This is a genomic window from Dactylosporangium sp. NPDC006015 (assembly GCF_040614215.1).
Taxonomy (GTDB): Bacteria; Actinomycetota; Actinomycetes; order Mycobacteriales; family Micromonosporaceae; genus Dactylosporangium; species Dactylosporangium maewongense.
This window is the reverse complement of sequence record NZ_JBEXUD010000030.1, coordinates 86,110-108,399: the sequence shown is the minus strand read 5'-3', so window position 1 is coordinate 108,399 and position 22,290 is coordinate 86,110. Positions and strand designations below refer to the sequence as shown.

The following is a 22,290-nucleotide window of genomic DNA, read 5'->3' as shown; positions in this document are numbered from 1 at the left end:
CGTTACCTTTATCCTTCGGTCGGGACCCGCCGGACGTGGTGCGGCTCACGTTCCGCCGGGGAACCGTCACCGCGAGGTGGCCGCCTCTTCCTGCCCCTCCACCGCGACCGGCGCCCAGGTGAACTGCAGCTCGATCGGCGGCAGCTTCGGCAGCGGCGGCAGCGCCAGGGGCCCCGGGGCGTCGTCGTCGAGCGCCTCCGCCGGAGCGGGGCGGTCCAGTTCGGTCTCCGCGAGGCTCTCCTCAGCAGCGGTCCGACGCGTTGTCCGCGGCGTCTCCTGTACAGCGACCGCCGCATCCGGGGCGTCTTCGCCGTCGGCCGCCGCTTCCTGCCGCGCCTCACCCTCGGGCTCCGTGGCCTGGGCCGCCGGGTCGTCGACCGGCTTGTCCGTCACCACGACGCCGATCACGGTGGTCTGGCGGTCGGCCTCGTCCGTCTGACTCGCCACCGCGACCGCGACGACCGGGGCGTCCCCGCTCTGCTCCGCCGCGGCCGCCTTGCCGGTCTCGGTTTCGGTTGCCTTGTCGGCCTCTGGGGTTTCGCTGGGTTCGTTCGCCTCGCCGGTTTCCGGCATGTCGCGGTTCTTCGGCACGACGGGGTTGAGCAGGGCGGCGATCGGCTCCGACAGCGTCGACAGGTTGCGGCGCAGGCCCGCCCGGCTCTTCGTCGGCTGCGACGGCAGCGTCGGCAGCACGAGCCGCTCCTCCGCGCGCCGCGGCGGCCAGGCGAGGACCAGCAACGCCAGCAGGAACCCGGCCGCCCCGAGCATGAGCAGCCCACCAGCCGTCGGCCCGATCCACGCCGGCGCCAGCCGCGCCGTCACCGTCGCGTCGATGCCGGCGGTGCCGTCCGCGTTCATGACCACGAGCGCCAGGTGCCGCCCCCGCAACGCCGACGGCGACCAGGACAGCTCCGCCGCCCCACCGGCCGTGACGCTCTTCGCCAGCCAGAACGTCTGCTCCCCCGGCGTCCTGCTGCCCACGTTCGGGTTCCCGGCCGCGTCGCCGCTCGTCACGGCGTTCGGGTCGCTCACGTTCGGGTCGGCGGCGGTCGCGCCGGGGACCTCGGACCCCGCCGTGCCGGGCGCTGTCACACCGGGACCCGCCACGGCCGGTCCTGTGGCACCGGGCTCAACGTCACCGGGACCTTCGGCACCAGGCGCCGCGGTGCCGGTCTCGCCGGCACTGGGCTCTCCGGCGCCAGGACCTTCGGTGCCGGGGACGGTCGCGTCGGGGGTCACCGCGCCAGGAACCGCGGGCCCCGTCATCGCCGGGTCGCTCGCGCCGCCCTGCGCCTGCCCGGCCTGGGACCCGGCGGTGCCGGGCTTCCCGGCCTTCGCCGCGGCCGCCCGGGTCTCGACCTCCGTGAACTCGACCGGCAACGGCCCCCGCGCCAGCCGCACCCGGTCGATCCGGGCCTGCACCTTGCCGTCGAGGTACTGCCCCACCGCCGCTTCCGGAGCCAGCCCGATGAACAGGGGGCCGCTGGAGCCGACCGCCGACAGGCTGAGCGTCGTCTGCCCACCCCGCGCGAACGGCGCATCGGCTCGCAGCAACGCGTCGACGTCAGGCACCACCACCGCGCGCCCCCCGGAGCGCAACCGCTCCAACCGCGCCGTGAACGTGTCATCCCCCGCACGATGCTCCATGGCCACCCAGAGTCCGCCCCCAGCCAGCCCCAGCGGCACCGCGATGAGCAGCAACAGCGCGCCGACACCTGCCCGAACCAGACGCACGACCATGGCAGCGGCCCCTTCCCCCAGCAATCCGAAGCCGACAATACCGCCAAAAAACCCGCGAATTACCTTCTTTCGCCGCAAACCCACTAGGCGGCGCCGAATTACCCCGCCCATGCACAAAGATCCCGATCCACCGCCCTGGCCAGCACCTCCCCACACCAGAGCAGGCCGTCGATCCCCACCCTGTCCCGCGCCAGCCACCACCGCACCGTGCCCCCGCCCCCACCACCGCGGCGCCCAGCACGCGGCACCCACCGCCTCACACCCCGTGGCGCGTTGATCGAAGTCTGGATCCGGCCGTCCCGACGACCGCCCCTGTCCTTCGATCAAGCCAGCGGCACGAGAACCGGCAAACGGCAGCCCGAGGACCAGCAAGCCAGCAGCGAGGATCGGCAGGCCGACGGCACGAGGGTCAGCGTTGCGCAGGTGGCGCCCAGGCCCACCACTGCGCCGTGCCGCCACACCAACTGCGACGGCGCCCAGCACTCACCGCCTCGACACCCAGCAACGTGGTGATCAAAGTCCGGATCCGGCCGTCCCGACGACCAGATCTGTCCTTCGATCAACCCAGCCGCCCAAGCACCACCAGCAAGCCAGCGGCGAGCGTCATCTGGCAAGCGGCACGAGAATCGGCGGGCCCGCGGCACAAGCACCGGCAAGCCAGCAGCACGAGGACCAGCAAGCCAGCAGCGAGGGTCGGCGTTACACATGTGGTGCCCTGGTCCGGCAAGCAGCGATGTCCCCCGCCCAAAGCTGGCGACCCCCACACGGACGCGCCGCTCAACCCACTGCACCGCCACGGACGCACCACTCAGCCCACGGCGACGACATGGACGCGATGGACGCGTCGCGCCGGCCACGGGCGCCGCCACATCCGCTGGCACACCGATCAACTGCCGGCACCCCGAGCACAGGCAACGGGTGCACGGCAGCCGACCCGGAGCTCGGCGCTCGCGGGAACCCCGAAGCCCGCACATCGTCAGCGCAGACCCGACCGGCCAGCACAGCAATCAACCAGCCAGCGCCGCGATCAACGGCCAGCCCAGCGGCACCGGCCGACGACCGGCCCTGCGGGGCCAGCCAGCATCGCGATCAACGGCCGACCCAGCGGGGCCGGCCAACGACCCAACCCAGCGGGACCGGCCAACATCCCAACCCAGCGCGGCCAACCAGAGCCGCGCAGGGCCGAGCAGGGCGAGGCCAGCTGGCGGGTGTCAGCTGCGGATCGGGACCTGGACGGCGATGGTGGTCTGGTTGAGTTCGTCGACGCGGACGGTGAACTTCAGCTCCCACGTCCCCGCCGGCGTCAGGGTCACCGAGCCGGTGGCGTGGTCGGGGGTGATGGGCAGGGTCGGCAGGACGATGGGTTCGATGCCCTTGGCTGGCAGGGCGGCGGTCGCCTTCCACTCCGCGACGGTCTGCGGGCCCGAGCCGTCGGGCTTGAGGGCATACAGGTGGACGGTGTTGGGGCCGACGCGGCCCGGTGAGACGTCGACCTCGAGCTTCACCAGGTTGGTCGTGACGGTGGTGGTGAAGGGGCCCTCCGCCCCGTTGTCGCCGGCCGCCACGCTGCGGGCCGGGCTCGTCTGCACCAGCACGGACGTGAAGCCGAGCACCACGACGGCGATGAGCACCTCGATCAGCACCGCCCGCCGCAGCCGGGCCCGGTCGGCAGGCTCGGCCGGAGCGTCGGCGACCTCCTCGGAGTCGGACAGGTCGGCCAGGTCCTCCGAGTCATCGGGGTCGTCAGGGTCATCGGAGTCGTCGAAGTCGGACGGGTCCGTGGCGGCGGGCGTGGGGGCCGGCGTGAAGCGGCGGTTGGTGATGCTGCGGGAATAGGCCGCGACCCCCAGGATCACGGCCAGGAGGCCGGCCTTGACCATGACGAGGCGGCCATACGTCGTGCCGGTCAACGCGTCCAGGGTGCCGATCTCGACGAGGGCCTGCGCGGTGCCGGCGAGGACCAGCACCGTGATCGCCAGCAGCGCCCAGCCGGACCACACGGGCACGATCGCGGTGAGCTCGCGGGTGTCGGCGCGACGCAGCAGGAACGCGAACAGCATCAGCAGGCCGCCGAGCCACACCGACATCGCGGCGAGGTGCGCGGCGTCGGCGACGACGGTCAGCGTCGGCACCGGCGAGGCGCTCGGGTGCCCGGAGATCGGCCAGGTCGCGAGGCCGACGACGCCGAGGATGACGAGCAGCGTCTGGTCGATCTTGCCGGCGCGGCCGGCGATGAGGGGGCGCAGCAGCACCGCGACGGCGATCGCGACGGCGATGCGGATCAGGTGGGCGGCGCCGAACGTGGTGCCGAGCACCTCGCGGGCGGCGGTTGAGGATACGTCGAACAGGGAGGTGCCGGAGGTGTACGGGATCTGCAGGTACAACTCCAGGGCGGCGCTGAACACGAGCAGCCCGGCGCCGGTCAGGGCCACCCTGCCGGGGTCGCGGGCGGAGAGCCGCCGGGGCCAGAGGGCGAACAGGACCAGCGTCGGGCCGACCAGCAGGATCAGGCCGGCGAAGCCGATGAACCGCGCGACGGACATCGCGTTCTTCACCACTGCGTCGGTCTTGACGTCGGCGCCGGCGTCGTTGCCGCCGGGCACGGCGGAGACCTGGCCGTAGGAGAAGCTGTAGCCGCCGCTCACGGGATGGCTGTCGGCGGAGATGACCCGGTAGCTGACGAGGTAGGTGCCCTTCGGGCCGCCGGACTTGAGCGGGATGACGAGCTCGGTGTCGCGCGCGGCGGGCTTGCCCGTGTCGGCTCGGCTGCCGTCGGGCGCGATGACCCGGATCTTGTCGGCGACGATTCGCACGGGCTCGCTGAAGGTGAGTGTGATCTCGCCGGGCAGCTGGTCCACGACCGTGCCGGCGACGGGCGCGGTGCGCTCGATGATCGCGTGCGCGCCCGCGGGCGAGGCGGGGAGCAGCAGGATCAGCAGCGCCCCGAAGAGCGTCGCCAGGGGGATGGACCAAGCGCGGCGGGTCATGCCGACCATGATTTCGCGAATTTCTCGGAGATGCTGCCGCGGGGGTCGGGTTTATACGATCCGTCACGTTGCCGGGACGCACCGCTATGCGCCGTCATGGATGTCACCGTCGCGCGATAGAGTGCCGGACCATGACGACCACACGCCTGGAGCCGGGTGACACCGCTCCCGATTTCACGCTGCAGACGGATCGCGACGAGCCCCTGTCGCTCGCCGACCTCCGGGGGCGCAAGGTCGTCCTCTATGCCTATCCAGCGGCGATGACGCCCGGCTGCACCAAGCAGGCGTGCGACTTCCGTGACAATCTCGCCTCGCTCAAGGCCGCCGGCTACGAGATCGTCGGCATCTCGCCGGACTCCCCGGCGAAGCTGGCCCAGTTCCGCGAGCGCGACGCGATCACGTTCCCGCTCGTGTCGGACCCGGACCGGGCGGTCCTCAAGGCATATGGCGCGTTCGGCGAGAAGCAGAACTACGGCCGCACGGTGCTGGGCGTGATCCGCTCGACCTTCGTCATCGACGAGAAGGGGCAGATCGAGCGCGCGCTGTACAACGTGAAGGCCACAGGACACGTAGCGAAGCTCCGCCGGGACTTAGGACTGGACTGACGCGTCGCGCAAACACATCGGTAATGCGGCTGAAACGGGCCGTGCCTAGCCTCTCGCCATGGCGGACATCTTCGACGACTATTCGATGTCCGGGGCCATGTTCGAGGCGTGGGACGAGATGTTCGAGCGCCCCGGTCTGCCGCGGTCGCCGTACCGTTCGCTGTTCGCCGCGCTGCAGCCGCTCGCCCCGGCCGACCTGAGGTTCCGCGCCGACCAGCTGGCCCGGGTCTTCACGGACCGGGGGGTCACGTTCGCCTATGCGGGCGAGGAGCGTCCCTTCCCGCTGGACCTGATCCCCCGGATCCTCGACGCCCACGAGTGGGACCTGCTGACCGCGGCCGTGCAGCAGCGGGTCAAGGCACTCGAGGCGTTCCTCGCCGACATCTACGGCGCCGGCCGCGTGTTCGCCGACGGCGTCGTGCCCCGGAAGCTGATCACCACCAGCGCGCACTTCCACCGCCAGGCATACGGCATCGAGCCGGCCAACGGGGTCCGAGTGCACATCAGCGGCGTCGACCTGATCCGGGACGAGGAGGGCAGGTTCCGCGTCCTGGAGGACAACCTGCGCATCCCGTCCGGGGTGTCGTACGTGATCGAGAACCGCCGCGCCCTGACCCACACGATGCCGGCGTTGTTCGCCGAGGCGCGGGTCAGGCCGGTCGACGACTACCCGGCCCGGCTCCTGGCGGCGCTGCGGGCCGCGGCGCCGGAGGGCGTCGAGGACCCCACGGTGGTCGTGCTGACGCCGGGCGTCTACAACGCCGCCTACTTCGAGCACGCGCTGCTCGCCCGGCTGATGGGCGTGGAGCTGGTGGAGGGGCGCGACCTCGTCTGCAGCGGCAACCGGGTCCGGATGCGCACCACGCAGGGCGAGCGGCCGGTGCACGTGGTGTACCGGCGGGTCGACGACGAGTTCATCGACCCGTTGCACTTCCGGCCCGACTCGGTGATCGGCTGCCCGGGCATCGTCAACGCGGCCCGCGCGGGCCAGGTCACGCTCGCCAACGCGGTGGGCAACGGCGTCGCCGACGACAAGCTCGTCTACACGTACGTGCCGGACCTCATCCGGTACTACCTGTCGGAGGAGCCACTCATCGACAACGTCGAGACGTACCGGCTGGACGACCGCGACCCGGAGGTCCTCCACGACGTGCTCGGCCGGCTCGACCAGCTCGTGCTGAAGCCGGTCGACGGCGCGGGCGGCAAGGGCATCGTGATCGGCCCGCAGGCGTCGGACGAGACCCTCGCCGCGCTCAGGACGCAGGTCGAGCGGGACCCGCGGGGCTGGATCGCGCAGCGGCCGGTGGCGTTGTCGACGTCGCCGACGCTGCTCGGGGACCGGGTCGCGCCGCGCCACATCGACCTGCGGCCGTTCGCGGTCAACGACGGCGACGAGATCTGGCTGGTGCCCGGCGGCCTGACCCGCGTCGCGTTGCCGGAGGGCGCGCTCGTCGTCAACTCCAGTCAGGGCGGCGGTTCCAAGGACACCTGGGTGCTCGCGCATCCGACCGACCCCGCGCCGTCAGTACCGCAGAAACACAAACTGCCCGAGCCGCGTGAGGCCGGTGGCGGCCCCCGCGACTCCGGCCCGGCCGCCGCGCAGCTCGCCGGTCAACAGCAGCAACAACAGTAGGAGGGGCCGTGCTCAGCCGCATCGCGGAGTCCCTGTTCTGGATCGGCCGCTACGTCGAGCGCGCCGACGACACCGCCCGCATCCTCGACGCGTTCCTCGGCCGGCTCCTGGAGGACCCGTGGGCCGACGAGGACGCCGCGTGCCGGACGCTGATGTCGGTGCTCGGCGCGCCCGCGCCGCAGGACCGTCGGATCACCACGGGCGACGTGCTGGAGCTGCTCGCGTTCGACGCGGAGGACCCGAGCGCGATCTCCGGCGCGATCGTCGCCGCCCGTGACAACGCGCGCGGTGTCCGCGAGACGATCTCCAGCGAGATGTGGGAGTGCCTCAACGTCACCTGGCACACGCTCGCGTCCCGGCGGGTCGCGGCTGAGCGGCTCGGACCGACCGTGTTCCTCAGCTTCGTCCGGGAGCGTTCGGCGGTACTGGCGGGGCTGGCTGAATCCACGATGAGCCGCGACGACGGATGGCGGTTCCTCGTGCTGGGGCGCAGCCTGGAGCGCGTCGACATGACCGCACGGCTGCTGTCGATCCAGACCAACACCACGGACGAGATCACGGGCTGGCGGACCGTGCTGCGCTCCTGTGGCGCCGACGAGGCGTTCCTGCGTACCCACGGCGGCACGTTCGACCCGCAGCGGGTCACGGAGTTCCTGCTGCTGGACCGGCTGTTCCCGCGGTCGGCGCTGCACGCGCTGGGCACCGCCGAGCAGTGCCTGCGCGAGCTGGCACCGACGACCGAGCGGGCCGGCGTCACCGACGCGGCGCGCCGGCCGATCGGGCAGATCCGCACCCGGCTCGAGTACGCCGACACCGCCACCCTCCTGGCGGAGCTGCCGCAGCACCTACGGGCGCTGCAACAGACCTGCGCCACGGCCAGCGCGGCGATCACGGCCCGCTACTTCCCGCAGTCAACCCCCGTCACCTGGGGCACCGTCGCATGGGGTGGATCATGAGTTGGCGTCTCAAGATCAGGCATGTCACCGGCTACCGGTACGCGGGCACCGTCTCCGCGTCCTACAACGAGGCGCGGCTGACCCCGCTGACGCTGCCCTGGCAGACCACGCTGTTCAGCCAGGTCGAGGTCACGCCGGGGGCGACGACCTACCGGTACCACGACTACTGGGCGACGCAGGTGACCGCGTTCGACCTGCACCGGCCGCACCAGCAGCTGCGGGTCGTGTCCAGCAGCCTCGTCGAGGTGACGCCGCCGCCCCGGCCGGTCGTCGACCTCGGCTGGTCGGAGCTGGCCGCCGACGCGGTCCTCGACACCCACGCGGAGCTGCTGACGGAGCGCCCGCTGACGGCCGTCGACGCCGATCTGGCCGGTGAGGCGTGGGACGCGGTGGCCGGCAGGTCGCCGAAGGCCTCCGCCGAAGCGTTGTCGCATTGGGTACGGGAGAACGTCGCCTACGTGCCCGGATCCACCGGCGTGCAGACGAGCGCCCAGGAGGCGTGGAAGCTGCGCAAGGGGGTCTGCCAGGACATCGCGCACCTGACCGTCGGGCTGCTGCGGGCCAGGGGTGTCCCGGCCCGGTATGTGTCGGGTTATCTGCACCCGAAGGCCGAGGCGGAGATCGGCGAGACGGTCGCGGGGCAGAGCCACGCCTGGGTCGAATGGTGGGCCGGCGATTGGACAGGCTTCGATCCCACGAACGGGATCCCGGTCGGCCCGCGGCACGTGGTGGTCGCCCGTGGCCGCGACTACGACGACGTGCCGCCACTGCGCGGCGTCTATCACGGCGCGCCGAGCAAACACCTCGGGGTCACCGTCGAGATCACGCGCCTGGCCTGAGTAGAGTGATGCCCGGTCATACGCGGGGCCGTAGCCCAATGGCAGAGGCACACGGTTTAGGTCCGTGCCAGTGTGAGTTCGACTCTCACCGGCCCCACGTTTATCTCGGATGTATTTCGTCGTACCCGGCTCGTACACTCGGCCGCATCATGACGAAGCTGAATCAGATCATCGCGGTCGAGAAGGGCGTCAAGTCGCGCTCCTTCCAGGAACTGACCGACGCGCACCACGTGCTGCAGAAGCCCGCCCTGCTCGCGGGCATCGCGCGCACCTACCGCCCGAAGGACGAGGAGGGCGAGCAGCTGCCGCCCGAGTCCACCCGCGTGCAGGTCAAGGCCGACGAGATCCTGCGGCAGACCGCCACCATCCTGACCCGGCTCTTCGACGTCACCGCGACGAAGGACTGGACCAACTGCGTCGCCCGCGCCGACGTCGTCGTCGACGGCACGCCGCTGCTGCGGGACGTGCCGGTGTCCTACCTGCTGTTCCTGGAGAAGCAGCTGGTCGACCTGCTGACGTTCGTGCGGAAGCTGCCGGTGCTCGACGCGTCCGAGTCGTGGGTGTATGACGCCTCCGCGGACTGCTATGCGACCGAGCCGACGCAGACCACCCGGACCAAGAAGATCCCGCGCAACCACGTGAAGGCCGAGGCCACGGAGAAGCACCCGGCGCAGGTCGAGGTGTACTACGAGGACGTCGTGATCGGCTACTGGAAGACCGTGAAGTTCTCCGGCGCGCTGCCCGCCCAGCGGGTCAACGAGCTGGTGGAGCGGGTCGAGAAGCTCCAGGCCGCGGTGAAGTTCGCCCGCGAGGAGGCCAACGGCGCGGAGGTCGTGCAGCAGGAGGCCGGCGAGAAAGTGTTTCGCTTCCTCTTCTCCTGACGACTAAGATCGGTGGTGCGCAAGGAGCGCAGACTGAACCTGAGGCTCAGTTTGACAGGTGCGCGCGGTGTCAATGTGAAGGTTCGATTCCTTCCGCCGTCACTCGTGACGGCGTAGCCCAATGGCAGAGGCGGCCGCGGGAGCCGAAACACAAACTCAACTTCTCGCTCCAGTCTGAGCATTCGCCGCTCAACACCGGATCGACCGATCGCAGACCTCGTCGTCGAGGCTACGGGTTCAACTCCCGTTCGGGCCTCCAAGCACGGCCCGATAGCTCAATCGCAGAGCGCGACGCCTTCAAGCTGATCTGCGATCTTAAACGTGCCGGTGTGTGCAATTGGGCGGCAAATCGAGGCCCGGGGATGGATACTCCCCGGGCTTCACCAATTCCGGCGTCAGCGGGCGCTGCTGCGCATCCGGTTCAGGGCCGCCTCGGCCTCGTCGGGGTCGTCGACGCTGACCGTGAACTGGCGACCGGCGAAGTCGAACAGGAGCGCCGGCCCTGACCGTACGATGACCGCCCGGCCGCGACCGGGAATCCAGGTCCACCCCCATCGCTGGGCGATGCTGGACTGCACGTCGACGGCGCGCAGGCTGTTGACCATGCGCAGCGGCACCTGGATCGGCGGCATCGGCAGCAGCCCGTGCCGGATGCGGACGTTGTACATGCTGATCTGCACGCTGACGTGTGCCATCGCGGCGGCCCAGACCAGGGCGGCGAGCGCGGCGACGAACAGCAGCGCGGCGGCCGCAAGGGTCTTCGGCCGGTCGAACGGGTGCTCCGGGAAGAGCGTCACGGCCGCCGCGGCGCAGGCCACCGCCACGAGGGCGCCGACGCCGGCGCGGCGGTGCCCGATCGCCTGTCCCGACCAAAGCAGAAACGACACGGGCGTTGTTCTACCAGAGGCGCCGCCTCATGCGGCGCGGGCCCTGATGGCGTCGGCGAGGTGGGTCAGCGACTGCACGACGGCGTTGCTGCCCTCGCCGCCGTGCAGCATCTTGCGGGGCTCGCGGATGCGTTCGACACCGATGGCGTGGGCGCCGGCCCGCTGCGTGGCGGACATGGCCGAGAAGGTCGCGCACACCACCGCCGTCTCGCCTGGGTGGGCGCCGATCGCCTCCAGTACAGGAGCCATCGTGCGGACGGCAGGGTGTCGCATCGCGAATCCCCGGCCCAGTGCCGGCCCGACCAGGGCGCGCAGGCCGTGGTGCTGCAGGAAGCGACCCACCGCCGACTCGCTGTGCGGTGCGTAGACGGTGACGGCGCGGCCGGTGGCGCGGCAGGCCTCGAGGAGGGCGGGCGCGCCGGCCGTGATCGGTGCCTGCCCGGCCGCGTCGAGCTCCGCGTCGTGGACGAGCTGCTCGGCGCGCCTGCCGAGGTCCTCGCCCGCGGTGTACGCCTCGGCCAGCATGTCGAACGGGTTGCCGCTCACGCCGACCATGATCGACATCTGGTGGCCGGTGTCCAGCAGCATCTCGCGGATCTGCCCGGCGACGGCCTCGGGCTCGGGCAGCAGGTTGCCGAGCACGCTGAACGTCAGGACCACGTGCCCGGTCCGGTCGAGGATCTCGGCGAGGTGGGGCCGGACCCGCAGGGGCGTCACCCCTTGATCATGACCCGTCACCCGCCCCGCCGGGTCCGTTATGCCACGATCACCTCGTCGCCCACAGCGATCTTGCCCTCGTGGTCCGGGATGAGGTTGACGCCGAACAGCAGGCCTTCCGGGAAGCGGCGGCGCTCGCCGAGCACGCGCAGCGGCTGGCGGCCCTTCTCGCCGGTCTCCGGGTCGATGGTGGTCAGGACGCAGCGGCTGCACGCCTTCGGCACCCGGAACGACACGTCGCCGATGACGACCCGCCGGCCGATCCAGGTGTCCTCGGCCCAGGCGGTCGCGCCGCCGACGACCACGTTGGGCCGGAAGCGGGTCATCCCGACGGGCTCGTCGCCGCCCTCGACCAGCCAGTCGTTGACCGCGTCGAGCGAGGCCGCGTTGGCCAGCAGCAGCGGGAAGCCGTCGGCGAAGCTGACCCGGTCGCCGGGCTCGCTGTAGTCCGGCTCGACCGGGCGGCGGGTCGGGTCGTCGAGCCAGACGAGGCTGACGGGGCGGCCGATCACGCCGGAGACCCACCGGTCGGCGGCGTCCCCGGCCGGCGTGGCGGCGATCGACAGAGAGAAGTGCCGGACGTCCGTGGTGGCGCCTCGCGGCGACGGAACCCACAGGTCCGGGGCGCCGGGCGCCCGCAGTGTCAGCCCGCCGTCGCGCGGCTCGGGCCGGATGCGCCCGAGGGCCGGGGTGTCACGCTGGGTGACGAGCTTCGCGTCGCCGTCGACGACGAGCCAGCGGCGGTCGCCGGCCAGCCCCCACGGCTCCACCTCGGCGGAGGCCGCCTCCACTCGATAGCAGCTCTTGACGGGGTAGGTAGCCAGGTAGGTCAACCGCACGCCGCGAGCGTCGCACGCCGACCCCGTGGTTAGGCAACACTATGAATGAGTTGATGCGCTTGACTCGATCATGAATGTACTCTTACATTCGGGCGGTGACATCGGAGATGGAGCGGCGACTGCTGGAGCTGTTCGACGGGCAGCGGCTCACGCCCGCCCAGCGGCGCATCGCCCGCTGCCTGGTCGACAACGCCGGCCAGGCCGGCTATCTGTCCAGCGGCGACGTGGCCACGCTCGCCGGGGTGAGCCAGCCGTCGGTCACCAGGTTCGCCACGGCGCTGGGCTTCGACGGCTATCACGCGCTCCGCGACGAGATCCGGGTCACGTTCGACGGTTACCAGCACCGCCCGCCCCGCGACGACGAGCCGGTCGAGACCGAGACCAACCAGTTCCAGCAGGCGCTGGGCGCCGAGATCGCCAACCTGCAGCGCCTCGCCGACGCGCTCGCCGACCCCAAGCCGCTCGCCGAGGCGGGCCGGGTGCTCATCGGCAGCCGGCCGCTGCCCGTGTTCGGCATGCGGGCCGCCCGCGCCCTGGCGACGGCGTTCAGCTACTTCGCCGCCAAGGTCCACCCCGACGTGCGGCCGCTGCACGAGCACGGCAGTCTGCTGGCGGATCGGCTGGATCAGGCACGCACGGCGGGCGCAGTTGCGATGCTGGCGTTTGTGCTGCCCCGGTATCCGCGCGAGGCGGTCGACGCGCTGCGGGAGGCACGCGCCGCCGGTCTCACCGTCGTGACCGTCACGGACTCGCCGGTCAGCCCCGCCGCCGCCGAGTCCGACATCGTCCTGCCCGCGCCCGTCGGGTCGCGGCTGGTGTTCGACTCCCACAGCGCACCGACGGCGATGGTGACGATGCTGCTGCAGGCCATGTGCGACGCCGCCCCGACCGAGACCCAGGCCCGACTCGAGGCGTTCGAGCGGGCCGCCGCCACCCGCCAGGTCTTCCTGCCCTAACCCGAGGAGTTCGATGGAGACGGTCCGTGCCCCTCGCGGCACCAAGCTGACGGCCCGGGGCTGGCAGCAGGAAGCCGCGCTGCGCATGCTGATGAACAACCTCGATCCCGACGTCGCCGAGCGGCCGCAGGACCTGGTCGTCTATGGCGGCACGGGCAAGGCGGCGCGCGACTGGCCGTCGTTCCGCGCGCTGGTGCGCACGCTCACGACGCTGGCGCCCGACGAGACGATGCTGGTGCAGTCCGGCCGCCCCGTCGGCGTGCTGCAGACCCACGAGTGGGCGCCACGGGTGCTGATCGCCAACTCCAACCTCGTCGGCGACTGGGCGACCTGGCCCGAGTTCCGGCGCCTCGAAGCGCTCGGCCTGACCATGTATGGGCAGATGACCGCCGGCTCCTGGATCTACATCGGCACCCAGGGCATCCTGCAGGGCACCTACGAGACGTTCGCGGCGGTGGCGGCCAAGCGCTTCGGCGGCACCCTCGCCGGCACGCTGACGCTCACCGCGGGCTGCGGCGGCATGGGCGGCGCCCAGCCGCTCGCCGTCACGATGAATGGTGGCGCCTGCCTGATCGTCGACGTCGACCGCACGCGTCTGGAGCGGCGGGTCGCGACCCGCTACCTCGACGTCATCGCCGACTCGCTCGAAGAAGGGGTGCGGCTCGCGGTCGAGGCGCAGATCGCCCGGCGGGCGCTGTCGGTCGGCGTCGTCGGCAACGCCGCACTGCTGCTGCCCGAGCTGCTGCGCATGGGCGTGCCGGTCGACATCGTCACCGACCAGACCTCCGCGCACGACCCGCTGTCCTACGTGCCGAGCGGGGTCGATCCCGGCGACGCCGCCGACTACGCGGCGAAGAAGCCCGAGGAGTTCACCGAGCGGGCCCGCCACTCGATGGCCCGCCACGTCGAGGCGATGGTCGGGTTCCTCGACGGGGGCGCCGAGGTCTTCGACTACGGCAACTCGATCCGCGGCGAGGCGCAGCTGGGTGGTTTCGACCGGGCGTTCGCGTTCCCCGGCTTCGTCCCGGCGTACATCCGGCCGCTGTTCTGCGAGGGCAAGGGCCCGTTCCGCTGGGCCGCCCTGTCGGGCAACCCGGCCGACATCGCCGCCACCGACCGGGCCGTGCTCGACCTCTTCCCCGACAACGACTCGCTGCACCGCTGGATCCGCATGGCCAGCGAGCGGGTCGCGTTCCAGGGGCTGCCCGCCAGGATCTGCTGGCTCGGGCAGGGCGAGCGCGACAAGGCCGGCCTGAGGTTCAACGAGATGGTCGCCGACGGCACCGTCGAGGCGCCGCTGGTGATCGGCCGCGACCACCTCGACACCGGCTCCGTCGCCTCGCCCTACCGGGAGACCGAGTCGATGCGCGACGGCTCCGACGCGATCGCCGACTGGCCCCTGCTCAACGCGCTGGTCAACACCGCCTCCGGCGCGTCGTGGGTGTCGATCCACCACGGTGGTGGCGTCGGGATCGGCCGCTCGATCCACGCCGGGCAGGTCTCCGTCGCCGACGGCACGGAGCTCGCCGCGCAGAAGCTCGCCAGGGTCCTGACCAACGATCCGGCGATGGGCGTGCTCCGGCACGTCGACGCCGGCTATGACGAGGCCACCGAGGTCGCCGGGCAGACGGGGCTGCGGGTGCCGATGGGAGAGACGTCATGACGATGACCGGTGAGCGGTTCGCGGCGCTGTGGGGTTCGCTCAGCCCCATCGGCATGGCCGGCGGCGACGGCGGCTACCTGCGGCACTCGTGGACGGACGCCGACATGGTGTGCCGGGAGTGGTTCATCGAGGAGGCGATCGACCGCGACCTGGAGGTGGAGGTCGACCGCAACGGCAACCTGTGGGCCTGGTGGGGCGCCCCCGACGGCGAAGGCGCCGTCGTCACCGGCAGCCACCTCGACTCGGTGCCGCACGGCGGCGGCTATGACGGGCCGCTCGGCGTCGTGTCCGGGCTGCTCGCCGTCGACCGGCTCCGCGAGCGGGGCGTCACACCGACCCGCCCCCTGGCCGTGGTGGTCTTCACCGAGGAGGAGGGGGCCCGCTTCGGCGTGCCGTGCCTCGGCTCCCGCCTGCTCACCGGCGCGTTCGACCCGGCGCAGGCGCTGCGGCTGCAGGACCGCGACGGGATCCACCTGGCCGAGGCGATGGGCAAGGCCGGCCTCGACGTCGACACGCTCGGCCCCGACCCCGACCGGCTGGCCCGCATCGGCGCCTTCGTCGAGCTGCACGTCGAGCAGGGCCGCGCCCTCGACGTGCTCGAAGCCCCGGTCGGGGTGGCGAGCGGGATCTGGCCCCACGGGCGCTACCGGCTCGACTTCTCCGGCGAGGGCAACCACGCCGGCACGACCCGGATGCTCGACCGGCACGACCCGATGCTCACCCTCGCGCACACCGTCCTCGCCGCCGACGAGACCGCCAGGGCGCACGGCGCCCACGCCACGGTCGGCCGGGTGGACGTCGCGCCCAACGCGACCAACGCGATCGCCGCCCGCGCCTCGGCGTGGCTGGACGCGCGCGCCGCCGACACCGACACCCTCGACCGGCTCGTCAACGCGATCCGCCAGCGCGCCGAGGAGCGCGCCATGCACGACGGCACCCACGTCGCCCTGCACCCCGAGTCGGTGACCGGGGAGGTGGCCTTCGCCGGCGACGTCAGCCGCCTGGCGGCGCTGGAGCTCGGCGCCCCGGTCCTGCCGACCGCCGCCGGCCACGACGCGGGCGTCCTGTCGAAGCACGTCGACACCGCCATGCTCTTCGTCCGCAACCCCACCGGCATCTCGCACGCCCCGCAGGAGTCGGCCACGGACGCGGACTGCGCGGCCGGCGTCGAGAAGCTCACCGATCTCCTGGCCCGGCTGTGCCGATGACCCCTTCCACCGCCCCGCCGCGCTTCCACTGCGAGTGGGCGTGGCTCGCGGACGGCCTCGCGGCCGACGTGCTGATCGAGGTGGCCGACGGGCGGTTCACCACGGTCACCCCCGGCGTGCCGCTGGCCGCAGGGCTCGACGTGGTCTGGTTGCCGGGGGTGACGCTGCCGGGGTTCGCCAACGCGCACTCGCACGCGTTCCACCGGGCGCTGCGCGGGCGGACGCACGGGGGGCGGGGCACGTTCTGGACGTGGCGCGAGCAGATGTACGCGGTGGCCGCCGCGCTGGACCCCGACTCCTATCACCGGCTCGCCCGGGCCGTGTACGCCGAGATGGCCCTGGCCGGCATCACCTGCGTCGGCGAGTTCCACTATCTGCACCACGGCCCCGACGGCGTGCCCTACGACGAGCCCAACGCGATGGGCGAGGCCCTGATCGCCGCAGCCGCCGACGCCGGCATCAGGATCACGCTGCTGGACACGCTGTACCTGACGTCGAGCGTCGACGGCAGCCCGCTGGAAGGGGTCCAGCGCCGCTTCGGCGACACCGGCGTCGACGGCTGGGCGGACCGCGTCGGCCGGCTCGCCGCACGACCGCACGCGAAGATCGGCGCCGCGGCGCACAGCGTGCGGGCCGTTCCGGCGGCGGCGCTCACCGAGCTCGCCAGGCACACCGAGGGGGTGCCGGTGCACGTACACCTGTCGGAGCAGCGCGCGGAGAACGATGCCTGCCTGGCGGTCCACGGCCGCACCCCCACGGAGCTGCTCGCCGACCGCGGGCTGACCGGGCCACGGGTGACCGCCGTCCACGCGACCCACCTCACCGACACCGACCGCACCGAGCTGGGCGACTCCGGCACCGGGGTGTGCTTCTGCCCCACCACCGAGCGGGACCTCGCCGACGGCATCGGCCACGCCCGCTCGCTGACCGACGCGGGCAGCCCGCTGTCGCTCGGCAGTGACAGCCACGCCGTGATCGACCCGTTCGAGGAGGCGCGCGGCGTCGAGATGCACGAGCGCCTTCACACCGAGCACCGCGGCCACTTCACCGGCGCCGACCTGATCACGGCCGCGACCGCCACCGGTCACGCCGCCCTCGGCTGGACCGACGCGGGCACCATCACCCCCGGCGCCCGCGCCGACCTCGTCACGGTCTCGCTGGCCTCCCCCCGCACCGCCGGCTGCGATCCGGCCGCCGTCATGTTCGCCGCGACCGCCGCCGACGTCCGCCACGTCGTCACCGACGGCCGCGTCATCGTCCGCGACGGGGCCCACCTCACCGTCCCCGACGTCGGCGCCGCCCTGACCGACGCCCTCCACACCACACTCACCGGCAGCCGGCGATGACCCCCACACCCGCCACCATCACCACCCACAGCAGCGCACCCGCCGCCGCGAGCCTCACCGCGACCGCCACCGCCAGCCGCCACATCGCCGTTGCCAGCCGCGTCGTCGTCCGCAGCGGCACCTGCCCCGCCGTCCCCGACGTCGGCGCCGCCCTCCACACCACTCATCGGCAGCCATCAATGGAATCCACACCCGCCATCATCGCCACCCACAGCGACGACAGCGGAGAACCTGCTGCCGTGATCTTCGCCGCCACCGCCACCGCCACCGCCAGCCGCCACGTCGCCGTCGACAGCCGCCTTGCCGCCGTCGACAGCCGCCTTGCCGCCGTCGACGGCCGCGTCATCGCCTGTGACGGCGCCCGCCCCGCCGCGTCCGGTGTCGGCGCAGCACTGGCCGGCGCGCCGGCATCCGCTTCGATCGGCGGGCGGCCGGCGCTGCACCGCCCCGGGCGGGGAACCGCGACCCGCGTAGGTCGACGGCGGCGGTCGCCAGCGACGAGGGCGACGCCCGCCACCGGCTTCAACACAGCCCGAGCGGCCGTGCCGGTCGGGGCAGCGGTCAGAGCGACGCTCACCGCCGGTTTCAGCGCAGCCCGAGCCGCCACGCCGGTCGGGGCAGCGGTCAAGGCGACGCCCACCGCCGGTTTCAGCGCAGCCCGAGCCGCCACGCCGGTCGGGGCAGCGGTCAAGGCGACGCCCACCACCAGCCTCAACACGACCCGAACCACCACGCCGGTCAGGGCAGGCGGGAGAGCGACGCTCGCTGCCAGTGGCCTGGGCGATGGTCGTCGCACCGTGCGGGGTGTCGGCGACGTGGGGATCGGGGGGCGGGGATGAGGTCGATGCTCGTCACCAACATCGGTGAGCTGGTCACGTGTGTGCCGGGGCAGGGTGAGGGGCCGCTCGGGATCAGGCGGCAGGCGGCGCTCGTGGTCGACGATCGCAAGGTGGCGTGGATCGGCCGGGCGGCCGACGCGCCGCCGGCTGACGGGCGGGTGGACGCGGGCGGGGGTGCGGTCGTGCCCGGGTTCGTCGACAGCCACGCGCACCTGGTGTTCGCCGGTGACCGGGCCGGGGAGTTCGCCGCCAGGATGGCGGGTGAGCCGTACACGGGCGGCGGCATCCGCACGACGGTCGGGGCGACCAGGGCGGCCGGTGACGAGCAGCTGCGGACCAACGTGGCGCGGCTGCGGCAGGAGGCGCTGCGGCAGGGCACCACCACGATGGAGATCAAGTCCGGGTACGGGTTGACGGTCGCCGACGAGGCGCGGTCGTTGCGGATCGCGCGGGAGTTCAGCGCCGAGACGACGTTCCTGGGGGCGCATGTGGTGCCGGCCGAATACGCGGGACGGACCGACGACTACGTGAGCCTCGTGTGCGGTCCGATGCTGAGCGCCGCCAGGGGCGCCGGGGCACGGTGGGTCGACGTGTTCTGCGAGCGGGGGGCGTTCGACGCCGACCACTCCCGCGCGATCCTGACCGTCGGCGCCGCCGCGGGGCTCGGCACCAGGATCCACGCCAACCAGCTGACCGCCGGGCCGGGGGTGCGGCTGGCCGTCGAGCTCGGGGCGGCGTCCGCCGACCACTGCACGCATCTCACGCCCGACGACATCGACGCGCTCGCCGGGTCCGCGACGGTGGCGACGCTGCTGCCGGGGGCGGAGTTCTCGACCCGGTCGCCGTACCCGCCGGCGCGGGCGCTGCTCGACGCCGGCGCGACGGTCGCGCTCGCCACGGACTGCAATCCGGGTTCGTCGTACACGACGTCGATGCCGTTCTGCGTGGCGCTGGCCGTGCGGGAGATGGCGATGACGCCGGCCGAAGCGCTCCTCGCGGCCACCGCCGGCGGCGCCGCCGCACTGCGCCGCGACGACGTCGGGCAGCTGCGGGTCGGCGCGCGCGGCGACCTCGCGATCCTCGACGCACCGTCGTTCCTGCACCTGGCGTACCGGCCGGGTGTGCCCCTCGTATCCACCGTCATGCTCAATGGGGAGCTGGTTTGATCACCGTCACCGCTTCAGGCATCACCCCCGCCGACCTCATCGCGGTCGCCCGGGGCAACGCGCGGGTGACCCTCGCGCAGGACGCGCTCGACGCGATGCGCACCAGCCGGTCGATCGTCGACGCCATCGAGCGTGACGGCCGGCCGGTGTACGGCGTCTCGACCGGCTTCGGCGCGCTCGCCAACACGTTCATCGCGCCGGAGCGCCGCGCCGAGCTGCAGCACGCCCTGATCCGCTCCCACGCCGCCGGCATCGGCGCGCCCATGCCGCGGGAGGTGGTGCGGGCGATGATGCTGCTGCGCATCAGGTCCCTCGCCATGGGGCGTTCCGGTGTACGGCCGGAGGTCGCGTCCGCCCTGGTCGACCTGCTGAACGCGGACATCACGCCATGGGTGCCGGAGCACGGCTCGCTGGGCGCGTCCGGGGACCTCGCGCCCCTGGCGCACTGCGCCCTCGTGCTCATCGGCGAGGGCTGGGTGCTCGCCAAGGACGGCGCCAGGATCAGCGCCACCGACGCGGGGGTCAGCCCGATCGCCCTGTCGTCGAAGGAGGGCCTGGCCCTGATCAACGGCACCGACGGCATGCTCGGCATGTTGTTGATGGCGATCGCCGACGCGGCCCACCTGTTCACGATGGCCGACGTCACCGCCGCGCTGTCGATCGAGGCGATGCTGGGGTCGGACCGGCCGTTCATGCCCGAGCTGCACACGATCCGCCCGCACCCCGGGCAGGCCGCCTCCGCCGCCAACCTGCACCGACTGCTGCAGGACTCGCCGATCATGGACTCGCACCGCGACGACCACGAGCACGCCGTGCAGGACGCGTACTCGATGCGATGCGCGCCCCAGGTCGCCGGCGCCGCCCGCGACACGCTCGAGTTCGCGACGACGGTCGCCGCCCGCGAGCTGCGCTCGATCGTCGACAACCCCGTCGTCCTCACCGACGGCCGGGTCGAGTCGACGGGCAACTTCCACGGGGCGCCGCTCGGGTTCGCCGCCGACTTCCTCGCGATCGCCGCGGCCGAGGTGGGCGCGATCGCCGAACGCCGCGTCGACCGCATGCTCGACGTCTGCCGGTCGCGTGACCTGCCGCCGTTCCTCACGCCCGACGCGGGGGTCAACTCGGGGCTGATGATCGCGCAGTACACGGCGGCGGGCATCGTCGCGGAGAACCGGCGCCTCGCGTCCCCGGCCAGTGTCGACTCCCTGCCCACGTCGGGCATGCAGGAGGACCACGTCTCGATGGGCTGGGCCGCGACCCGCAAGCTCCGCACAGTCCTGGACAACCTGTGCAGCATCCTCGCGGTCGAGCTGCTGTCCGCGGTACGGGGGCTGCAACTGCGCGCTCCGCTCACCCCGTCGGTGGCGGGCAGGATCGCGATGGCCGCGGTCGAGGAGCACGCCGGCGGGCCGGGCCCTGACGTGTTCCTCGCCCCGGTCCTGGAGGCGGTGCGGGCGACCGTCTCGGGCCCCGCCCTGCGCGCCGCCATCGAGCGGGAGGTCGGCACCCTGGCCTGAGGGCCGTCGCCGGCGCTGCCTGCGGCGCGCTCCGACACGGGTCGGGGCGGCACGTGATGCGATGTGTCCGCTCCGGTCACCGAGCGCGGCAGGATCTTCCGCCTCAGGTCGAGCGGCAGGAAACGCTGGGGTGCCGGAGCATCCGGGGGTTCCTGCCGCTCACGCGGGTGAGGACGGGTGGGTCAGAGGGTGGCGGCCAGGGCGCGGAAGGCCTTGCCGCGGTGGCTGATGGCGTCCTTCTCAGCGGGGGGAAGCTCGGCGGTGGTCAGCTCGTAGCCGGCGGCGACGAAGATCGGGTCGTAGCCGAAGCCGCCGTCGCCGCGGGGGGACCTGATCAGGTGGCCGGGCATCTCGCCGCGGAAGACCTGCTCGCGGCCGTCGGGCCAGACGAGGGCGGCGGCGCAGACGAAGGCGCCGCCCAGGTGCTCGTCGGGGACGTCGGCGACCTGGGCCAGGACGAGGCGGAGGTTGGCGCCGTCGCGGTCAGAGGTGCCGCTGGGCAGGCCGGACCAGCGGGCGCTGAAGACGCCGGGCATGCCGTTGAGGGCGTCGACGGCCAGGCCGGAGTCGTCGCCGACGCTGGGCAGGCCGGTGATGGTGGCCGCCTCGCGGGCCTTGAGCAGGGCGTTCTCCTCGAAGGTGAGGCCGGTCTCCGGGGACTCCGGATACGGGGGCACGTCGTCGAGGCCGACCAGCGAGACGTGCGGCGCGGCCTCGGCAAGGACGCGGCGCAGCTCGACGAGCTTCTTCTGGTTGCGGGTCGCGAGCAGCAGCTTCATCCGGCGATCGCCTTCTGCTGGAGGGTGGTGAGCTCCGCGCAGCCGAGGGCGCCCAGGTCGACGAGGAGGTCGAGCTCGGCGCGCGAGAACACGGCCTGCTCGCCGGTGCCCTGGACCTCGACGAAGTCGCCGGCGCCAGTGCAGACGACGTTCATGTCGACGTCGGCGATGACGTCCTCCTCGTAGCAGAGGTCGAGGCGCGGCTCGCCGGCGATGATGCCGACGCTGACGGCGGCGACGGAGCGGTGCAGGACCTGCGCGGGCTTGCCGGCCAGCTTCTTGTTGGCGGCCAGGTAGGCGACGGCGTCGGCGAGGGCGACGTAGGCCCCGGTGATGGCGGCGGTGCGGGTGCCGCCGTCGGCCTGCAGGACGTCGCAGTCGAGGACGATCGAGTTCTCGCCGAGGGCCTTGAGGTCGATGCAGGCACGGAGGCTGCGGCCGATGAGGCGGGAGATCTCGTGGGTACGGCCGCCGATCTTGCCCTTGACGCTCTCGCGGTCGTTGCGGGTCGTGGTGGCGCGGGGCAGCATCGCGTACTCGGCGGTGAGCCAGCCCAGCCCGGAACCCTTCCGCCAGCGGGGCACCCCTTCGGTGACGCTGGCCGTGCACAGCACCCGGGTGTTGCCGAACTCGATGAGCACGGACCCTTCCGGGTGCATGCTCCACTGGCGGGTGATCGATACGGGCCGAAGTTGATCTGCTGCGCGAGCATCCGGACGAGCCATGCGTCCA

At 72.6% G+C, this 22,290-nt stretch carries 20 protein-coding genes and 2 tRNA genes; 13 read left to right on the top strand and 9 right to left on the bottom strand.

Translation table 11 applies throughout. The annotated features are described in order from the left end of the window. Window positions 1-66: 66 nt before the first annotated feature. A complete protein-coding gene (locus ABZ321_RS38785; protein ID WP_354900550.1) occupies window positions 67-1,740 on the bottom strand; it encodes a hypothetical protein in 1,674 nt (557 codons plus the stop codon). A gap of 1,211 nt (window positions 1,741-2,951) precedes the next feature. Then, a complete protein-coding gene (locus ABZ321_RS38780) occupies window positions 2,952-4,727 on the bottom strand; it encodes a copper resistance protein CopC (RefSeq protein WP_354900548.1) in 1,776 nt (591 codons plus the stop codon). 131 nt (window positions 4,728-4,858) lie between these two features. Here ABZ321_RS38780 and bcp point away from each other — a divergent pair, with 131 nt between their 5' ends. The 7 genes from bcp to ABZ321_RS38745 all read left to right on the top strand — a co-directional run bounded on the left by bcp (window position 4,859) and on the right by ABZ321_RS38745 (window position 9,900). Next, window positions 4,859-5,332 carry a thioredoxin-dependent thiol peroxidase gene (gene bcp / locus ABZ321_RS38775; RefSeq protein WP_344501508.1) on the top strand — a complete coding sequence of 158 codons (474 nt, stop codon included), beginning with the start codon at window positions 4,859-4,861 and terminating at the stop codon, window positions 5,330-5,332. 58 nt (window positions 5,333-5,390) lie between these two features. Beyond that, on the top strand, window positions 5,391-6,965 hold the full coding sequence (locus ABZ321_RS38770) for a circularly permuted type 2 ATP-grasp protein (protein WP_344501509.1): 1,575 nt from the start codon (window positions 5,391-5,393) through the stop codon (window positions 6,963-6,965). 8 nt (window positions 6,966-6,973) lie between these two features. Further along, window positions 6,974-7,921: an alpha-E domain-containing protein gene (locus ABZ321_RS38765; RefSeq protein WP_344501510.1), complete on the top strand. Its 948-nt coding sequence runs from the start codon at window positions 6,974-6,976 to the stop codon at window positions 7,919-7,921. Next, complete coding sequence (locus ABZ321_RS38760) at window positions 7,918-8,760, top strand: transglutaminase family protein (protein ID WP_344501511.1); 843 nt, start codon at window positions 7,918-7,920, stop codon at window positions 8,758-8,760. Before ABZ321_RS38765 ends, ABZ321_RS38760 begins: the two co-directional genes overlap by 4 nt. A 24-nt stretch (window positions 8,761-8,784) precedes the next feature. After that, window positions 8,785-8,857, top strand: a tRNA-Leu gene (locus ABZ321_RS38755). Window positions 8,858-8,909: 52 nt separating this feature from the next. Beyond that, window positions 8,910-9,641, top strand: coding sequence for a hypothetical protein (locus ABZ321_RS38750; RefSeq protein ID WP_344501512.1), 732 nt, complete (start codon window positions 8,910-8,912; stop codon window positions 9,639-9,641). A gap of 110 nt (window positions 9,642-9,751) precedes the next feature. Then, window positions 9,752-9,900 (top strand) — tRNA-OTHER (locus ABZ321_RS38745). A 136-nt stretch (window positions 9,901-10,036) separates the two neighbouring features. Here ABZ321_RS38745 and ABZ321_RS38740 read toward each other — a convergent pair. Genes ABZ321_RS38740 through ABZ321_RS38730 form a run of 3 tightly spaced genes read right to left on the bottom strand, consistent with a single transcriptional unit; the run spans window position 10,037 to window position 12,084 of the window. Next, window positions 10,037-10,528 carry a hypothetical protein gene (locus ABZ321_RS38740; protein ID WP_354900545.1) on the bottom strand — a complete coding sequence of 164 codons (492 nt, stop codon included), beginning with the start codon at window positions 10,526-10,528 and terminating at the stop codon, window positions 10,037-10,039. 27 nt (window positions 10,529-10,555) lie between these two features. Next, window positions 10,556-11,245: a hypothetical protein gene (locus tag ABZ321_RS38735; protein WP_344501514.1), complete on the bottom strand. Its 690-nt coding sequence runs from the start codon at window positions 11,243-11,245 to the stop codon at window positions 10,556-10,558. A gap of 38 nt (window positions 11,246-11,283) precedes the next feature. Beyond that, complete coding sequence (locus ABZ321_RS38730; RefSeq protein ID WP_354900543.1) at window positions 11,284-12,084, bottom strand: MOSC N-terminal beta barrel domain-containing protein; 801 nt, start codon at window positions 12,082-12,084, stop codon at window positions 11,284-11,286. A gap of 107 nt (window positions 12,085-12,191) precedes the next feature. Here ABZ321_RS38730 and ABZ321_RS38725 point away from each other — a divergent pair, with 107 nt between their 5' ends. The 4 genes from ABZ321_RS38725 to ABZ321_RS38710 are packed head-to-tail and all read left to right on the top strand — an operon-like array spanning window position 12,192 to window position 17,257. Then, window positions 12,192-13,040 (top strand): MurR/RpiR family transcriptional regulator, encoded by an 849-nt coding sequence (locus ABZ321_RS38725; RefSeq protein ID WP_354900587.1) that lies wholly within the window; start codon window positions 12,192-12,194, stop codon window positions 13,038-13,040. Window positions 13,041-13,053: 13 nt separating this feature from the next. Further along, window positions 13,054-14,703, top strand: a complete 1,650-nt coding sequence (gene hutU, locus ABZ321_RS38720) for a urocanate hydratase (protein WP_354900541.1) — start codon at window positions 13,054-13,056, stop codon at window positions 14,701-14,703. 2 nt (window positions 14,704-14,705) lie between these two features. Continuing rightward, window positions 14,706-15,911, top strand: coding sequence for an allantoate amidohydrolase (locus tag ABZ321_RS38715; protein ID WP_344501902.1), 1,206 nt, complete (start codon window positions 14,706-14,708; stop codon window positions 15,909-15,911). Continuing rightward, the gene (locus ABZ321_RS38710) at window positions 15,908-17,257 is read left to right on the top strand and encodes a formimidoylglutamate deiminase (RefSeq protein ID WP_354900539.1); all 1,350 of its coding nucleotides are present in this window, start codon (window positions 15,908-15,910) and stop codon (window positions 17,255-17,257) included. The genes ABZ321_RS38715 and ABZ321_RS38710 overlap by 4 nt, the downstream gene beginning before the upstream one ends. Here the strand turns inward: ABZ321_RS38710 and ABZ321_RS38705 are convergent. Continuing rightward, window positions 17,238-17,378: a hypothetical protein gene (locus tag ABZ321_RS38705; protein WP_354900537.1), complete on the bottom strand. Its 141-nt coding sequence runs from the start codon at window positions 17,376-17,378 to the stop codon at window positions 17,238-17,240. The two genes, ABZ321_RS38710 and ABZ321_RS38705, sit on opposite strands and share 20 nt — an antisense overlap. Before the next feature lie 42 nt (window positions 17,379-17,420). Beyond that, a complete protein-coding gene (locus ABZ321_RS38700; protein WP_354900535.1) occupies window positions 17,421-17,975 on the bottom strand; it encodes a hypothetical protein in 555 nt (184 codons plus the stop codon). Between the two features lie 117 nt (window positions 17,976-18,092). Here ABZ321_RS38700 and hutI point away from each other — a divergent pair, with 117 nt between their 5' ends. Both hutI and hutH read left to right on the top strand, forming a co-directional pair. Continuing rightward, complete coding sequence (gene hutI, locus ABZ321_RS38695; protein ID WP_354900533.1) at window positions 18,093-19,262, top strand: imidazolonepropionase; 1,170 nt, start codon at window positions 18,093-18,095, stop codon at window positions 19,260-19,262. Then, complete coding sequence (gene hutH, locus ABZ321_RS38690; protein ID WP_344501520.1) at window positions 19,259-20,779, top strand: histidine ammonia-lyase; 1,521 nt, start codon at window positions 19,259-19,261, stop codon at window positions 20,777-20,779. Before hutI ends, hutH begins: the two co-directional genes overlap by 4 nt. Before the next feature lie 182 nt (window positions 20,780-20,961). On the opposite strand, the gene rdgB is transcribed toward hutH, so the two are convergent. Together rdgB and rph are read right to left on the bottom strand one after the other, a co-directional pair. Continuing rightward, window positions 20,962-21,558 (bottom strand): RdgB/HAM1 family non-canonical purine NTP pyrophosphatase, encoded by a 597-nt coding sequence (gene rdgB / locus ABZ321_RS38685; RefSeq protein ID WP_354900531.1) that lies wholly within the window; start codon window positions 21,556-21,558, stop codon window positions 20,962-20,964. Further along, entirely contained in the window at window positions 21,555-22,283 is a 729-nt protein-coding gene (gene rph, locus ABZ321_RS38680; protein WP_344501522.1) for a ribonuclease PH, read from the bottom strand. The genes rdgB and rph overlap by 4 nt, the downstream gene beginning before the upstream one ends. Window positions 22,284-22,290 lie beyond the last annotated feature (7 nt).

Bases quoted from the DNA above. Each gene is read 5' to 3' on its own strand.
- ABZ321_RS38750 (WP_344501512.1), top strand. From the start codon at position 8,910: ATGACGAAGCTGAATCAGATCATCGCGGTCGAGAAGGGCGTCAAGTCG.
- rph (WP_344501522.1), bottom strand. From the start codon at position 22,283: ATGGCTCGTCCGGATGCTCGCGCAGCAGATCAACTTCGGCCCGTATCG.
- ABZ321_RS38785 (WP_354900550.1), bottom strand. From the start codon at position 1,740: ATGGTCGTGCGTCTGGTTCGGGCAGGTGTCGGCGCGCTGTTGCTGCTC.
- ABZ321_RS38725 (WP_354900587.1), top strand. From the start codon at position 12,192: ATGGAGCGGCGACTGCTGGAGCTGTTCGACGGGCAGCGGCTCACGCCC.
- ABZ321_RS38770 (WP_344501509.1), top strand. From the start codon at position 5,391: ATGGCGGACATCTTCGACGACTATTCGATGTCCGGGGCCATGTTCGAG.
- ABZ321_RS38760 (WP_344501511.1), top strand. From the start codon at position 7,918: ATGAGTTGGCGTCTCAAGATCAGGCATGTCACCGGCTACCGGTACGCG.
- rdgB (WP_354900531.1), bottom strand. From the start codon at position 21,558: ATGAAGCTGCTGCTCGCGACCCGCAACCAGAAGAAGCTCGTCGAGCTG.
- ABZ321_RS38780 (WP_354900548.1), bottom strand. From the start codon at position 4,727: ATGACCCGCCGCGCTTGGTCCATCCCCCTGGCGACGCTCTTCGGGGCG.
- ABZ321_RS38710 (WP_354900539.1), top strand. From the start codon at position 15,908: ATGACCCCTTCCACCGCCCCGCCGCGCTTCCACTGCGAGTGGGCGTGG.
- ABZ321_RS38715 (WP_344501902.1), top strand. From the start codon at position 14,706: ATGACCGGTGAGCGGTTCGCGGCGCTGTGGGGTTCGCTCAGCCCCATC.
- bcp (WP_344501508.1), top strand. From the start codon at position 4,859: ATGACGACCACACGCCTGGAGCCGGGTGACACCGCTCCCGATTTCACG.
- hutU (WP_354900541.1), top strand. From the start codon at position 13,054: ATGGAGACGGTCCGTGCCCCTCGCGGCACCAAGCTGACGGCCCGGGGC.
- hutI (WP_354900533.1), top strand. From the start codon at position 18,093: ATGAGGTCGATGCTCGTCACCAACATCGGTGAGCTGGTCACGTGTGTG.